14 protein-coding genes are annotated in these 13,851 nt (G+C 72.4%); 8 read left to right on the forward strand and 6 right to left on the reverse strand.

Annotation, left to right across the window (positions count from 1 at the left end; genetic code table 11):
- The first annotated feature begins 90 nt into the window (after positions 1-90).
- The gene (locus QFW77_RS01565; RefSeq protein ID WP_280572418.1) at positions 91-615 is read left to right on the forward strand and encodes an SRPBCC family protein; all 525 of its coding nucleotides are present in this window, start codon (positions 91-93) and stop codon (positions 613-615) included.
- A gap of 103 nt (positions 616-718) precedes the next feature.
- Here the strand turns inward: QFW77_RS01565 and QFW77_RS01570 are convergent, their stop codons facing one another.
- From QFW77_RS01570 to QFW77_RS01580, 3 genes are read right to left on the reverse strand one after another with little or no spacing between them, the layout of a single operon-like run.
- Positions 719-997, reverse strand: coding sequence for a hypothetical protein (locus QFW77_RS01570; protein WP_280572420.1), 279 nt, complete (start codon positions 995-997; stop codon positions 719-721).
- Positions 994-1,542 (reverse strand): hypothetical protein, encoded by a 549-nt coding sequence (locus QFW77_RS01575; protein WP_280572421.1) that lies wholly within the window; start codon positions 1,540-1,542, stop codon positions 994-996. The genes QFW77_RS01570 and QFW77_RS01575 overlap by 4 nt, the downstream gene beginning before the upstream one ends.
- Before the next feature lie 2 nt (positions 1,543-1,544).
- Positions 1,545-2,993 (reverse strand): amidohydrolase family protein, encoded by a 1,449-nt coding sequence (locus QFW77_RS01580; protein WP_280572422.1) that lies wholly within the window; start codon positions 2,991-2,993, stop codon positions 1,545-1,547.
- A 163-nt stretch (positions 2,994-3,156) separates the two neighbouring features.
- Here QFW77_RS01580 and QFW77_RS01585 point away from each other — a divergent pair, with 163 nt between their 5' ends.
- Together QFW77_RS01585 and QFW77_RS01590 are read left to right on the forward strand one after the other, a co-directional pair.
- Positions 3,157-3,651 carry an RNA polymerase sigma factor gene (locus tag QFW77_RS01585; RefSeq protein WP_280572424.1) on the forward strand — a complete coding sequence of 165 codons (495 nt, stop codon included), beginning with the start codon at positions 3,157-3,159 and terminating at the stop codon, positions 3,649-3,651.
- Positions 3,648-4,211: a hypothetical protein gene (locus QFW77_RS01590; RefSeq protein WP_280572425.1), complete on the forward strand. Its 564-nt coding sequence runs from the start codon at positions 3,648-3,650 to the stop codon at positions 4,209-4,211. The genes QFW77_RS01585 and QFW77_RS01590 overlap by 4 nt, the downstream gene beginning before the upstream one ends.
- Before the next feature lie 150 nt (positions 4,212-4,361).
- Here the strand turns inward: QFW77_RS01590 and QFW77_RS01595 are convergent, their stop codons facing one another.
- Entirely contained in the window at positions 4,362-5,324 is a 963-nt protein-coding gene (locus QFW77_RS01595) for an alpha/beta fold hydrolase (protein WP_280572426.1), read from the reverse strand.
- Positions 5,325-5,451: 127 nt separating this feature from the next.
- Between QFW77_RS01595 and QFW77_RS01600 the strand changes: the two genes are divergently transcribed.
- On the forward strand, positions 5,452-6,288 hold the full coding sequence (locus QFW77_RS01600; RefSeq protein ID WP_280572427.1) for an AraC family transcriptional regulator: 837 nt from the start codon (positions 5,452-5,454) through the stop codon (positions 6,286-6,288).
- Between the two features lie 31 nt (positions 6,289-6,319).
- Here the strand turns inward: QFW77_RS01600 and QFW77_RS01605 are convergent, their stop codons facing one another.
- Entirely contained in the window at positions 6,320-8,383 is a 2,064-nt protein-coding gene (locus QFW77_RS01605) for a TonB-dependent siderophore receptor (RefSeq protein ID WP_280572429.1), read from the reverse strand.
- Between the two features lie 104 nt (positions 8,384-8,487).
- Between QFW77_RS01605 and QFW77_RS01610 the strand changes: the two genes are divergently transcribed.
- From QFW77_RS01610 to QFW77_RS01625, 4 genes are read left to right on the forward strand one after another with little or no spacing between them, the layout of a single operon-like run.
- Positions 8,488-9,687 (forward strand): ABC transporter substrate-binding protein, encoded by a 1,200-nt coding sequence (locus QFW77_RS01610; RefSeq protein WP_280572431.1) that lies wholly within the window; start codon positions 8,488-8,490, stop codon positions 9,685-9,687.
- Entirely contained in the window at positions 9,684-10,751 is a 1,068-nt protein-coding gene (locus QFW77_RS01615) for a FecCD family ABC transporter permease (protein WP_280572433.1), read from the forward strand. Before QFW77_RS01610 ends, QFW77_RS01615 begins: the two co-directional genes overlap by 4 nt.
- On the forward strand, positions 10,748-11,797 hold the full coding sequence (locus tag QFW77_RS01620) for an ABC transporter ATP-binding protein (protein ID WP_280572435.1): 1,050 nt from the start codon (positions 10,748-10,750) through the stop codon (positions 11,795-11,797). Before QFW77_RS01615 ends, QFW77_RS01620 begins: the two co-directional genes overlap by 4 nt.
- A complete protein-coding gene (locus tag QFW77_RS01625; protein ID WP_280572436.1) occupies positions 11,794-12,822 on the forward strand; it encodes a DUF5829 family protein in 1,029 nt (342 codons plus the stop codon). Before QFW77_RS01620 ends, QFW77_RS01625 begins: the two co-directional genes overlap by 4 nt.
- Here the strand turns inward: QFW77_RS01625 and QFW77_RS01630 are convergent.
- Positions 12,819-13,769 carry an IS481 family transposase gene (locus QFW77_RS01630; protein ID WP_280572438.1) on the reverse strand — a complete coding sequence of 317 codons (951 nt, stop codon included), beginning with the start codon at positions 13,767-13,769 and terminating at the stop codon, positions 12,819-12,821. The two genes, QFW77_RS01625 and QFW77_RS01630, sit on opposite strands and share 4 nt — an antisense overlap.
- Between the last annotated feature and the right edge of the window lie 82 nt (positions 13,770-13,851).

The following is a 13,851-nucleotide window of genomic DNA, read 5'->3' on the forward strand; positions in this document are numbered from 1 at the left end:
TGCGCCTCGGGCGAGGCGGTCCATCCATTCCGGCAGTGTGCTTCCACGAGGAAGGACTGCCGGCAACCACATCCTTCTGGAAAAAATTTCATGAACGATATCGATCTGCGCCGGGCGGGCCGGCTGAACGTCGCGGTGACGCGAGAAGCCTTCATCCCGCGCGGCATCCACGAGGTCTTCGGCTTCATCGCAGCCGAGGATGTGCTGCCCAGGATCCTCACCGGCTACGGCATGGTGCCTGGTGTCGCGTCCACCTCGGCGGTCTCGGGCCCGTGGGACCGCCCCGGTTCCCACCGTGTCGTGCACCTGGCCGATGGCAGCACCGTGAACGAGCGCCTGACGCACTACGATCGGCCTTCCTACTTCGCCTACCGGGTGAGCGACCCGAGCTTCGCGCTGAAGCACCTGATGAGCGAGGCGCGCGGGCAGTTCTGGTTCGAGACGGCGGCCGGCGGGACGAAGGTCAAGTGGACCTACACCTTCCAGGCGAAGCACCGCTTCGCCAGGCTACCGCTGACCCTGTTCGTGAAGAGCCAATGGAAGGGCTACATGGAGGTTTGCCTGGCCAACGTCGTCGAGCATTTCGCCGAGCCGCCAGTCGCGTCCATCAGGTAGACGGAAGGCCGACTCCACCAGGTCACGAGGCCGGCTGAAACCGCATCCCCGGCCGGCGTGGCCGGGGATGGCAGCACTGCGGGCCGAGGGCGTCCAATCCGCCTCAACGCAAGCGCGCGCGAACCTTCTCCCACAGCCGCCGGCGCGCCTGGTACACGCTCACCCCGAGCAGCAGCGCCGCCAGCCAGACCGTGCCTTCGGTGGTCACGGCGGCCAGGGTGGCCAGGACGAGCATCGCCGCGGTGCCCACGCCGAGCGCGATGCCCACCGCCAGCGCCACCCACGAGAGCAGGCACGCGGCGCCGGCCGTGGCGATCCACAACCATTTGCGGCGGTGCTTCGACTGCGACTGCGCCGCCTCGGCGATCACCGGGGCGCTCATCGCGCACCTCCCCGGGCCGCCGGCAGCAGGGCGTCGGGCAGCGGCGAGGCGGGCGTCTCCACCGTGCCCACGTTGGAGACGATCCACCAGCGCTCGCCGTCGTTGAGCAGCTGGAAGTGGTTCAGTCCGCGCATCAGCGGCTCGGCATCGCCGCGGCGCAGGCGGATCTCGAAGCTGCTCATCACCGAGGCCAGCAGGCCGTGCTGCTCCACCTTCGTCACCAGCGGAAGCTCGTGGAAGCCGGTGGCGGCGTAGGCGCTCTCGGTGTGGGCGATCAGCTCCTCGCTGCCCATGCCCATGATGCCGCTGCCGATCCGGGAGTCCATCGCCACCGACATGCGCGCGCCATCGAGGAACAGGGCCCGGTAGCGGTCCCAGTCGCGCTTGGCGCCGGCATCGCCGGAGATGGTCTCGTACAGGGCGTGCACGATCGCCTCGGGGGTTTCCCAGTCCTCGGGGCCGGCGTGGGCGGTGCCGGCCAGGCCCAGGGCCAGGCCGGCGGCGAGCAGGGTACGGGTGGCGAGATGTCGGAACTTGCGCTTCATGGTCATTCTCCCTTGAGTCGGTTCAGTGCGGTGGTGGTGAGGAATGCGCCGTCGAGCACGACGGCGTGGATGTCGCGGGTGTGCTGGATGTCTTCCAGCGGATCGGCGTCGAGCACCAGCAGGTCGGCCTCGAAACCGGGCGCGACCCGCCCCAGGCGCTGGCCGGCGCCCAGCGCCTCGGCGGCATTGCGGGTGGCCGCCTGCAGCAGGGTCGCGTTCGGCACGCCGGCCTCGGCCAGCAGCTGCAGTTCGCGGTGCAGGCTGATGCCGGGGGCGATCCAGGGGTTGCTCATGTCGGTGCCCACGGTCATGCGGGCGTCGGTGGCATACAGGCGCGCGGCCATGCGCTGCACCTTCGGCCACACCGCGCGGGCACGTGCGAAGTCTTCCGGCTCCCAGCCGATGGCGAAGGTGAACCAGTCGTTCCAGCTGGCCAGCAGCCGCGGGTGGGCATGGCGGCGGGCGTCGTCCTTGTACGGGTTGTCCTGGTCCTGCACGAAGCCGGCATGGAAGGCGACGAGGGTGGCGTCGAACACCGGGCGGTGCTCGCGGTAGGCCGCCACCAGCCGCTCGGCCTGCGGGCCTTCGGGGTCGAAGTGCTCCCACCACTCGAAGAACGAATAGGTGCCGCCGCGCGCGCCGGCCTGCCAGGCCGCGCGCTGCTCCGGCGTCAGCAGATCCGGGCTGAGCGGCATCAGGTGGACGATGCCGTCCAGCCCCATCGCCAGGGCGTCGGGCCAGGCGATGCTTTCCAGGTGCGCGACGGCGGGGCGGCCATGCCGGTGCGCGGCGTCGATGCCGGCCTGCAGCAGTTCCGGGGAGAGGCCGGTGTAGAGCTTGATCCAGTCGGCGCCGGCCTCGACCTGTGCGCGCACCACTTGTTCCATCTCCGCGGCGCTGTGCGCCGCGGTGGACAGGCCGGGCAGGTCGGCGTTGTTGATGACCGGGCCGGCGTTGAAGGCCTCGGGGCCGACCAGCTCGCCGGCGGCCAGGCGTGCCTGGTAGCGCGCCGCCGCCGGCAGGTCGCCGCCCGGATTGCGCACGGTGGTGACCCCGAACGCCACCAGGCGCGCGGCGTTGTGTTCGGCGATGTCGTCGTCGGGCAGGGCCTGCATCACCGCGCGGCCGCGCTCGCGCTCGATCTCCAGCGGCCCCAGGGTGAGGTGGGCGTGCATGTCGATCAGGCCCGGTACCAGGTAGCGGCCCTGCAGGTCGACGGCGCGGGCGCCCTGCAGGCAGGCCGGCGCGCCCGCCGCGGCGATGCCGGCGATGCGGGCGCCCTCCACCCGCACGCAGCTGCGCGCACTCACGCGGTTGTGTTCGGCCTCGACGATGTGCACATTGTCGAGCGCCAGCGCGGCGGTTGCGGGCTGGGCGGTGGCCAGCGCGGGGGCCAGGGCGCAGGCCAGGGCGGCGGGGAGCAGCAGCCTTGCCAGGGGGGAACGTCGCATCGTCGGTGTGTCCTTGGAGTGGGTTGTCTCCTAAGTCACCCGGGCCAGGGAATTTCTTACGAAGAAAAACAAAAACTTCGTGTGTAAGAAATGCCCCTCCGGCGACGACTGAAGGTTGTCGACCGTCTTTTCGGCGACCGCCGATCCACTTCCCCCGTGCCGCATGCATCCACTCTGGCCCCAGGTCCAAGCCTTCCATCCGCAGCTGTGGCGCGCGGTGTGCGGCTATGAGCTGAACCCCGCCGTGCGCGAGGAGCTGCTGCAGGAGGTGCTGTTCGCCGTCTGGGAGAGCCTGCCGCGGCTGCGCGAGGCGGACATGCTGCTGCCGTTCGTGCTGCGCATCGCCCACAACCTGGGCGCCAGCCACGTGCGCGCGGAAACGCGGCATCCCTCACCCGTGCCGTTCGACGAGGCGCTGCACGACGTGGCCGACCCGGCCACCGCCAGCGCCTGCGCCTGCGCGCGGACCCAGTGGCTGTTCGAGGCGCTGGCCACCTTGCCGCTCAACCTGCGCCAGGTGCTGATGCTGCAGCTGGAAGGTTTCGACTACCAGGAGATCGCACAGATGCTGGGAATCAGCGCGGAAAACGTCGGGGTGCGGCTGCATCGCGCCCGCGCGCGGCTGAAGGCGCTGTCGAAGGAGGAGAGCACCGCATGAATTTCGACGAGCTGTTGAAGGACGCCTGGCAGGGCCAGACCCACGCGGCCGCGCAGCAGGACCTGACCCGTCGGGTCCGCCGGCGCCAGCTGCGGCTGCGCCTGCTGCGCGGCGTGGAGGTGGCGCTGACCGTGGCGGCCCTGGTGGTGTTCGGCCGGGCACTGCTGAGCGGCCGCATCGAACCTGCGCACTGGCTGCTGATGCCGTTCTTCGTGGCATACCTGCCGGTGGCATGGGCGATCGTGCTGCGCGCGCCGCGCCGGCATGCAGCGGACGCGGCCGCGAGCGGCAGCAGCTACGCGCGGCGCCGGCTCGCCCAGCTGCGCACCGGCCTGCGCGACCTGTGGCTCGCACGCGCCGCGGCCTGGGGCTTGCTGGGCTATGCGGTGGTGGCCAACGCGGGCGTGTGGCTGCTGGCAGGCAAGCCGTGGCGCGAGGCCGGGCTGGCGCTGCTGGTCGCCGCCGTGGCCTGCGTGGGCGCGACCGCATGGTTGAACCGCAGGATGCGCCGGCGTTGGCTGCGGGAATACCGGGCGGTGCGGCGGCTGGTCGGCGGCTGAGCCGGACAGCGCCGGGCCCCGTGCGGCAACGCGCCGAACGCGGCGGCCGCATGTCTGCGCGCCGCCGCGTCCGCTCGAAGTCCGTGCCGCGGGGCGACCGGGGGGCATGGCGGCTGCCATGCCGGCGGCCTGGCGCAGGCCCCGGGCCGCTCACTCCTCGAGGAAGGCCAGCAGGTCCTGGTTGAAGCGTTCCTTGTGGGTGTCGGTGAGGCCGTGCGGCGCGCCGGGGTAGACGATCAGCCTCGCCCCCTCGACCTGCGCGGCCGAGGCCTTGCCCGAGCTGTCCAGCGGCACGATCTGGTCGTCGTCGCCATGGATCACCAGCGTGGGCACGTCGAACTTCGCCAGGTCCCCGCGGAAGTCGCTGGCCGAGAACGCGGCGATCGAGTCGTAGGTGTTCTTGTGGCCCGCCTGCATGCCCTGCGCCCACCAGCTGTCGATCAGCCCCTGCGAGGGTTCGCTGCCGGGACGGTTGTAGCCGTAGAACGGGCCGGAGGCGAGATCGCGATACAGCTGCGCGCGGTTCTCCAGGGAGGCCTTGCGCAGGCCGTCGAAGACCTCCAGCGGCACGCCGCCGGGATTGTCGGCGGTGCGCAGCATCATCGGCGGCACCGCGCTGACCAGCACGGCCTTCTTCACCCGCCCGGTGCCATGGCGGCCGATGTAGCGCGCCACCTCGCCGCCGCCGGTGGAGAAGCCGACCGCGGTGATGTCGTCGAGTTCGAGGGCTTCGATCACCGCCGCCAGGTCGTCGGCGTAGTGGTCCATGTCGTTGCCGTTCCAGGGTTGGCTGGAACGGCCGTGGCCGCGGCGGTCGTGCGCCACCACCCGGTAGCCCTGCGAGGCCAGGAACAGCATCTGCGATTCCCAGCTGTCCGAGTTCAGCGGCCAGCCGTGGCTGAAAGTGACGACCGGGCCGTCCTTCGGGCCCCAGTCCTTGTAGTAGAGGCGAACGCCGTCGTGGGTGACGACATGGTTGCCGTCGACGGTCGCCGCGGCGGCGGCCTCGGCCGGGGTGGCCGGGGTGGCCGGCTGGGCGGCCTGGGCGGTGGGGCCGGCCTGCAGGGCGATGGCCAGCAGCGGGGCGGCGAGGGTGCGGATCGGGTTGCTCATGGCGTCGGTGTCCTGTCGGGATGGGTGGCGTTGCCGGGCGGATGGCTGTCCGGCGAGACGTATGTTCGCGCCGCAGGCAGTACGATTGGTGGCGTAGAATCCGTAAAACTTGATCTGGAGTACGGAAATGGCCGATCGACTCGCGGCGCTGATGGCGCACTTCCCGGTGAGCGCGCAGGTGTTCAACGCCGGGCCGCTGTGCGGCATCAACACCCTGGACAGCGACCCCAGGCACGGGCAGCTGCATCTGGTGCGCAGCGGCGCCGTCGAAGTGCACTATGGCGCGGAGCGGCTGCACCTCGACCGGCCCAGCCTGCTGCTGTTCCCGCGGCCGCTGACGCATCGCTTCGTCACCGACCCCGAGCGCGGCGCGGACATGGTCTGCGCCAACCTCTCGTTCGAGGGCGGCGCCGACAATCCGATCGCGTCTGCGCTGCCGCCGCTGGTATGCCTGCCGCTGGACGGCGTGCCGGGGACCGGGCCGGTGCTGGCGCTGCTGTTCGAGGAAGCGTTCGAGCAGCGCTGCGGACGCATCGCGCTGATCGAGCGCCTGTTCGAGGTGGTGATGATCCAGGTGCTGCGCCAGCTGATGGAAAGCGGCGAGGTGCGTAGCGGGCTGCTGTCCGGGCTGTCGCATTCCCGCTTGCGCAATGCGCTGGTGGCGATGCACGAGGCGCCGGCGCGGCAGTGGACGCTCGAGGCGCTGGCCGGCGTTGCCGGGATGTCGCGCAGCGTGTTCGCCGCGACGTTCCGCGACACCGTCGGCGTGACCCCCGGGCACTACCTGCAGGGCTGGCGCGTGCGGCTGGCGCAGCGGGCGCTGCGCCGCGGGCGTGCGTTGAAGGCGATCGCGGCGGAAGTCGGCTACGGCAGCGAGGCCGCGCTGTCGCGGGCCTTCAAGGCGCAGTCCGGGCAGGCGCCGCGGGAGTGGAGGCGCACGCTTTCGGCAGCGGCTGGCGGCTGACCGTGCAGCCCGGTGCTTGGCGGGCCCGCGCCTACCAGCGCCTGGACAGCGACACCCGCACGCTGCGCGGCGCCTGCGGGTAGATCTGCGAGAAGCCGCCGGTGATGTAGTGGCGGGTGTCGGTGACGTTGTCCAGGTTGAGCAGCACGGCGTAGCCGTCGGCGAAGGCGTAGCGCGCGTTGAGGTCGATGCGGGTGTAGGCCGGCAGGTCGAAGCTGTTGGCGGTGGTGGCGGCCTGGCGCGCGGAATGGAACACGCCGCCGCCCACCGTGAGGCCGTGCAGCGCGCCCTCGAACGCCCACGAGGTCCACAGCGAGGCCTGGGTGCGGGGAATGCCGGCCAGGCGGTTGCCGACCAGGAATGCGTTGGTGTCTTCGCGGATGGTGGCGTCGATATGGGCGTAGGAGGCCACCAGTGTCCAGGCGTCGACCGGGCGCATCGACAGTTCGGCCTCGATGCCCTTCGACTGCAGTTCGCCCGCCTGCACCACCAGGTTCCAGTCGACCGGGTCGGCCACCACCGCGTCGGTCTTGCGCAGGTCGAACAGCGCCAGGGTGGCCTCGGCGCGGCCGTCGAGCAGGATCGACTTCACCCCCACCTCGATCTGATCGCCGCGGGTGGGCTTGGGGGTGATGCCCTGTTCCAGCAGGCCGGCGTCGGCCTCGTTGCGGAACGAGCGCGCCCAGCTGGCGTAGAACGACAGGTCGGGCGTGGCCAGGAAGCTCAGCCCTGCGCGCGGCGAGAACGGCGAGTCGCGGCGGGTGATCGCCGGGTCGATGCCGCCGGTGTAGAACGACAGCGTGTCGGTGCGCTCGGCGCGCCCGCCCAGCAGCAGGCGCCAGCGGCCGAGGGCCATCTCGTCCTGCAGGTACAGCGCGGTGGTTTCGTATTCGTAGCGGCTGTCGCCGGTGTCTTCCCAGGCGTCCGGCGGGCCGGACGGCACCGGCGCGTCGAAATCGACCGGCTGGCCGTAGGCGATGCGGCCGTCGAGGTAGGCCAGGCGGTCGCTGCCGTGCTCCACGCCGGCCAGCAGCTGGTGGCGCACCGGGCCGGTGGCGAAGCGGCCGTACAGCTCGCCCTGCAGGGTCAGGTCCTTCTGCCGCTCGCGGTAGCCGACCAGGTTGCGGTTGACGGTGTCGCCGTCCAGCGCCGGAAAGCCGTAGTTGAAGAACTGCTCTTCCGGCACGTCCACGTCCGACCAGAACCCCGCCACGCGCAGCCGCCAGTCGCGGGAGAGCACGCGGTTGAACTCCAGGCCGGCGGCGTGCTGGCGCTTGGCGATGCGGTGGAACGGCTCGCCGTAGTTGCGCGACAGCGGCACCTCCAGGAAGCGCGGGTGGTTGCCCAGGCCGCGGTCGAACGCCGCGTCGCGGCGCAGGTACTCGAGCCGCAGCAGCAGGCTGGTGCCGGCGTCGGGCCGCCATTCCAGCGCCGGCGCCACGTAGGTCTGGCGGTTGTCGACCAGGTCGCGGAAGCTGCCGGCGTCCTCGTGCGCCAGGTTCAGCCGCCCCAGCCAGGTGTCGCCGTCGCCGAGCGGGCCGGTGAGGTCGAAGCCGGCGCGCGCGTAGTCGTGGCTGCCGCCGGTCAGCGTGGCCTCGCTGGCGAAGCTTTCCTGCGGCCGCTTGGAAACGAAGTTGATCACCCCGCCGGGCTCGAAGCGGCCGTACAGCGCCGAGGCCGGGCCCTTCAGCACCTCGATGCTGTCGATGCCCTGCAGGTCGATCTCCGGCTGCGAGACGCTCTGGCGCATGCCGTCGCGCAGCGTGCTGATCGCCGGGAAGCCGCGGATGCGGAAGCGCTGGTTGCCGGAGAAGCCGATCGTGCGCTGCACCCCGCCGACGGTCTCCACCGCCGCGCCGATGTCGGTCACGTTGCGCAGGTCCAGCAGCTCGCGCGGGACGATGTTGACCGCGAACGGCGTCTCGAGCACCGGCGCCCCGGTCTTGGTCGCGGTCTCGCCGGGGATGCGGCCCAGCACCCGGCCGTACACGGTGATCGCATCCAGGTCGGTCGCGGCCAGTGGCCCCTCGGCCGCCTGCAATCCCCCTGCCGCACACACCCCCACCGCCAGCGCCACGCCCCGGAAACGACCCACGCCCACCTCCCCAGTTGATAACGTGATGATATAACATCCTTGACCAAGAACGACGACGAAGGGCGCGGCGGGATGCGCAAGTACGGGGGCCTGTGATGGGGGGAATGCGCAAGCTGGCGGGGCTTGCCGGGCTGCCGCTCCTGGGCGCGCTCGCGCTGGCCGGCTGTGGACCCGCGCCCACAGCTGGGCAGGATGCCGGGGCGCTGCCGGAGGGAGGCACGCAACTGCCGCTGCGCCACGCGCGCCACGCTGACATCCATCGCTTCCCGGGCTATACGGTGGTCCGCGTGTCGGGGCCGGTGCCCGACGGCGGCGAGGGCACGGTGCCACGGCGCGACACCGTGGTGCTGGTGCCTCGCGGCGCACCGCTGCCGCAGCTGCCCGCCGCGCTGGCCGGGGCTCAGGTGATCCGCACGCCGGTGCGGACCATCGCTACCAACTCCGGCGCCGACGAGGCGTTCCTCGGCCAGCTGGGCATCGCCGACAGGCTGGTGGCGGTCGGCGGTCTGGGATCCTACGACCGCGCCATCCGCACCCGCACGCTGGCGGGCGAGATCGGCCAGGTGGGCTACAACTGGCATGCGCCGCCCAACCTCGACGTGCTGGTCCGGCAGGTGCCGGACGTGTTCCTGATGCGCATGGGCTCGCTGGAGCACGCCGCCGCGCTGGAACGCGCGCGCCGGCTCGGCATCCCGGTGCTGCCGACCTTCGCCGAGGACGAGCCGCATTACCTCGGCCGCGCCGAGTGGCTGCGCGTGTACGGGCTGCTGGCCGGGCGGCAGGCGCAGGCCGACGCGCTGTTCGGGCGGATCGAGGCGCGTGTCGCCGCTCTGCGCCGGGCCGCGTCGGCGCTGCCGCCGACGCCGGTGCTGTGGGCCTATCCGGCCGGCGCCGACCGCTGGGTGGCCACCGTGCGCGGCGCCGAGGGCCGCCTGCTCGCCGATGCGGGCGGCCGCAACCTGCTGGCGCGCCCCGGGCAGGCCGGCGCGCACGCCTCGGAGATGGTCTCGACCGAGGCCGTGCTGCCGGCCGCCGATACCGCCGCGGTGTGGATCCTCGGCGACATCCACGCCGCGCCGCCGCGCAGCCTCGCGCTGCTGCAGGGCCTCGGCGCCTGGCGTGGCGGCCGGCTCTACGGCAACACCGCGCGCATCGACCCGCAGGCCAATGCCTACGACTGGTACCAGACCGGCGTGGTGCGCCCGGACTGGGTGCTGCAGGATTTCGTCAAGGCGCTGCATCCCGGCCTTGTCGACGCGCCGTTCGTGTTCCTGCGGCCGCTGCGGCCGGGGGAATTCCGTTGAGCACCGCTGCGGTGCAGGCCGATCCCGCAGCGGATCGGCGGCGGTGGCCATGGGCGCTGGGCCTGCCGCTGCTGCTCGCGCTGGCCTTCGCCGGCAACCTGGCGGCGGGCCAGGAGATGCTGACCCCGGCGCAGCTGCTGCGCGGGCTGCTGGCGCTGGGCGGCGACGCGCCGGACGCCCGCATCCTGCGCGAGCTGCGGCTGCCGCGGGCGATCGCGGCGCTGGCCGGCGGCGCCGCGCTGGGCCTGGCCGGGCTGCTGCTGCAGACCCTGTTCCGCAATCCGCTGGCAGACGCGTGGTCGCTCGGGCTGATGGCGGGCGGCCAGTTCGGCGCCGCCCTGGTGATCGTCGCTGGCGCGGTGGTGGGGCCGGCGGCGCTGGCGATGATCACCGGCCTGGCCGGGCTCGGCATCGTTGCAGGGGCGATGCTGGGCACGCTGGCGGTGGCGCTGGCGATGGCCGCGATCGCGCGCCGGGTGCAGACCGTGACCTTGCTGGTGCTGGGCCTGATGCTCGGCTTCCTCGCCCAGGGCCTGATCAGCATCCTGCTGCACTTCACCAGCCGCACCCAGACGCGCATCTTCGCGTCCTGGAACGACGCCACCTTCGCCGGGGTGATCTGGCAGGACTTCGCCACGCTGCTGCCGCCGCTGCTGATCGCGCTCGCCGCGGCCGTCTGGTTGGCCAAGCCGCTGACCGCGCTGCTGCTGGGCGAGACCTACGCGCGCAGCCTCGGCGTCGACGTGGCGCGGCTGCGCCGGCTGGTGCTCGGCGCGGCGATCCTCCTGGCCGCGCCGGTCACCGCGTTCTGCGGGCCGGTGGCCTTCGTCGGCCTGATCGTGCCGCACCTGGCGCGCGGCCTGGCCGGCACCGCGCGCATCGGCGCGCTGATCCTGCCCACCCTGGCGCTGGGCGGGCTGCTCACGCTGGCGGCCGACCTGGCGGTGCACCTGCCCTGGCGGCAGCATTTCCTCCACCTCAACGCCATCCTCGCGCTGATCGGCGCACCGGCGGTGATCGTGCTGCTGCTGCGCGCGCGCAGCCTGGGCGGAGCGGCGCGATGAGCCTGCTGCGGATCGAGGATCTGGCGATCGGCTATCGCGGCCGCGAACTGGCGCGCATTCCCGCGCTGGGGCTGGCGCGGGGCACCTTCGCCTGCCTGCTGGGGCGCAACGGCCAGGGCAAGTCCACGCTGCTGCGGACCCTGGCCGGGCTGCATCCGCCGCTGCAGGGCGAGGTCCGCCTGCTGGACCGGCCGCTGCGCGAGCACCGTCCGCGCGAGCTGGCGCGGCGCATCGCGGTGGTGCTGACCGAGCGGCCGGAGATCCCCGGGCTGCGCGTGCACGAACTGGTCGCCATGGGCCGGCACCCGCACACCGGCTGGCGCGACGCGCTCGACGCGGGGGACCGCGAGGCGGTCGCCGACAGCCTGCGCCTGGTCGAAGGCGCGCACCTGGCCGCCCGCACGCTCGACAGCCTGAGCGACGGCGAGCGCCAGCGCGCGCTGATCGCCCGCGCGCTGGCGCAGCAGCCGGAGCTGATGCTGCTGGACGAGATCACCGCGTTCCTCGACCTGCCCAGCCGGGTGACCATGGTGGCGATGCTGCGGCGGGTGGCGCGCACGTGCGGCATCGGCGTGGTGCTGTCCAGCCACGACCTGGAACTGTCGCTGCAGACCGCCGACCGGCTGTGGCTCTTGCCCGGCGGCGGGCAGTGCGTGCACGGAGCGCCCGAGGACATCGTGCTCTCCGGCGCGCTCGGGCGCGCGTTCGACCAGGACAACGTGGCGTTCTCGCCCGCCTCGGGGCGCTTCGAGAGCCCGGCGGCGGACGGCCCGCCGGTGCGGGTGGCGGTCGACGGCGTGGCGGGGACCTGGTGCGAACGCATGCTGCGCCGTTGCGGATTCACGGTGAGCGCGGCGCCGGGCGCGATCGCGGTCACCCGCAGCGACGATGGCCGCTGGCACGCCGCCGGCCTGGGCGACGCGGGCGATCTGGGCGGCCTGGAACGGCTGCTGGCGGCACGGCACATGGCGGACCCGGCCGCGGCCCCGCAGACGGCCCCCGGGCCGAGCCGGTCCTGGGCGGATCGCTACCGGAAGTCCCGATGAGCCGACCCATCGCCACCGAAGCGCGTGGCGGCATGCGCGGTGCCGACGCGCTTCCGCGTCGGGGCTGGCGCCGGTCGCGCCTGGTCGAGGCATGCCTCCTTCTGGCGGCGGTGGGCCTGGCGCTGGGAGGATGCGCCCGCACGCCGGCGACGGGCCCCGCCGCCGCCGGCCCCGCGCCGGCGCCGCCCGCACTCAACCACGTGTACGTGGTGCTGGACGGACCGACCTTCGCCGCCCTGCGCGACAGCGCCCAGTTCCGGCGCGCGCTCGGGCCGCTGGACGCGGGACTGCCCGATCACGCGCCGCCGGGGCCCGACGCCGACCGCGTGTTCCTGCGTGGCCGCCAGACCTACCTGGAGTTCTTCGGCCCCGACAACCGTTTCCACGAGCCGGTGGGCAAGGTCGGCATCGCGATGGGCTTCGACGACGCGGCGCCGCTGCTCCGGCTGGAACGCATCTGGCGACGGGCCTACGGCGACGACATCCGCCGCAGCGCCGTGGCCTGGCGGCACAGCGACCCGCCGGTGCCGTGGTACGACGCCGTGCAGCGCGATGCCACCGCCGGCGGCGCAGGACTGGTGCTCTGGGCGATGGCGTACCGGCCGGAGTTCGTGCGCTGGCAATCGGGAGACGCCGCGCGGCCGTCGGGCGCGACGCGGGCCGAGGCGCTGGCGTCCCGCTGGCGCGCGGACCAAGGGTTCGTGGAGGTGACCGGGCTGGCCGTGGACGTGCCCGCCGCGCTGCACGACGCCATCGTCGAACAGCTGATGCTGGCCGGGATGGCGGCCACGCGCACCGCTTCGGGCACGCGGCTCGATGGCGACGACTGGTCGCTGGCGCTGGGCCGCGCCGACGGCGAGGCGCGCGGTCTCGAACACCTGCGGCTGCGAACCGCCACAGCGATGCAGACCGCTCCGGCGCTCGCGCTGGGCCATTCCCATCTGGCACACCTGACGGACCGCACCGCCCTGTGGCGATTCGGTCTCCAGGCCCAGCCGGCCACCCCGGGACCCGCCACCGACTAGGTGTGTAAACCCAGGACGTTGTTCAGTGGACGCTGGAGGCGACTGATAGGCGGCCGGTAGCCGAGGCTGGCATGTGGTCGATGCCAGTTGTACTGATGGAGCCAGTGAGGCAGGGCCTGGCGCCGCTGGTCTGAGCTGTCATAGGAGCGAGCGTAAGCCCACTCGCGCAATGTGGTCTGGACCAGTCGTTCGGCCTTGCCGTTGGTACGGGGCGTGTAGGGGCGCGTGCGCAGGTGGCGCAGGCCCAGTCGGCGCAGGAGCCGGCGGAACAGCCGGGACTTGTAACAGGCGCCGTTGTCGGTCATGACCCGGGCGAAGGTGATGCCAAGGCCGCGGTAGTACCGTAGCGCTTGCAGCAGCGCCCGGCACGCACTGGTGCCACGTTCGTCGTTCTCGACGGTACCGAAGGCGATCCGGGAGTGGTCGTCGATGGCAAGGTGGACGAACTCCCAACCGGCGCCATCCGAAGTGCCCTGGCGAGCGCCGGTGACGCGATGTCCGGGGCGCCAGAACCGGCCCAGCTTCTTGATGTCCAGATGCAACAGATCACCCACCTGTGGGTACTCGTAGCGGTGGTCCGGGCGCGCTGGCGCCAGCTCGGCCAGTCGATGCAGACCGGCACGACGCATCAGCCGCGCGATCGTGCTCCGGCCGACGGGCAGTGCCAGCGAGATCTGGCGATAGGTCCGCCGCTGGCGACGCAGGGCGACTACCTGCTCGACGACCGGCGCCGGCGTGGCACTGGGGCAGCGAAGCGGGCGCGACGAACGGTCCTGGAGCCCTCCCGGGCCTTCCTCGCGGAAGCGGCGCAACCACTTGTAGGCCGTTCGAGTGCTCACACCCGCAGCGTGGGCGGCTTCTTCGACCCGAAGACCGTGCTCGATCACCCGTTCCACAAGCAGGGCTCGACCGCGAGGCGTAAGACGGGCATGTTTATGCAGGTTCATCCGGGGCTCCTGGGGTGCTGAATGGGTCGCACCTCCAGTGTTCCGGGATCACCCCGGATGAACAACCTACTGAGAGATCACA

Source organism: Luteimonas endophytica (assembly GCF_029887875.1).
GTDB classification, from domain to species: domain Bacteria; phylum Pseudomonadota; class Gammaproteobacteria; order Xanthomonadales; family Xanthomonadaceae; genus Luteimonas; species Luteimonas endophytica.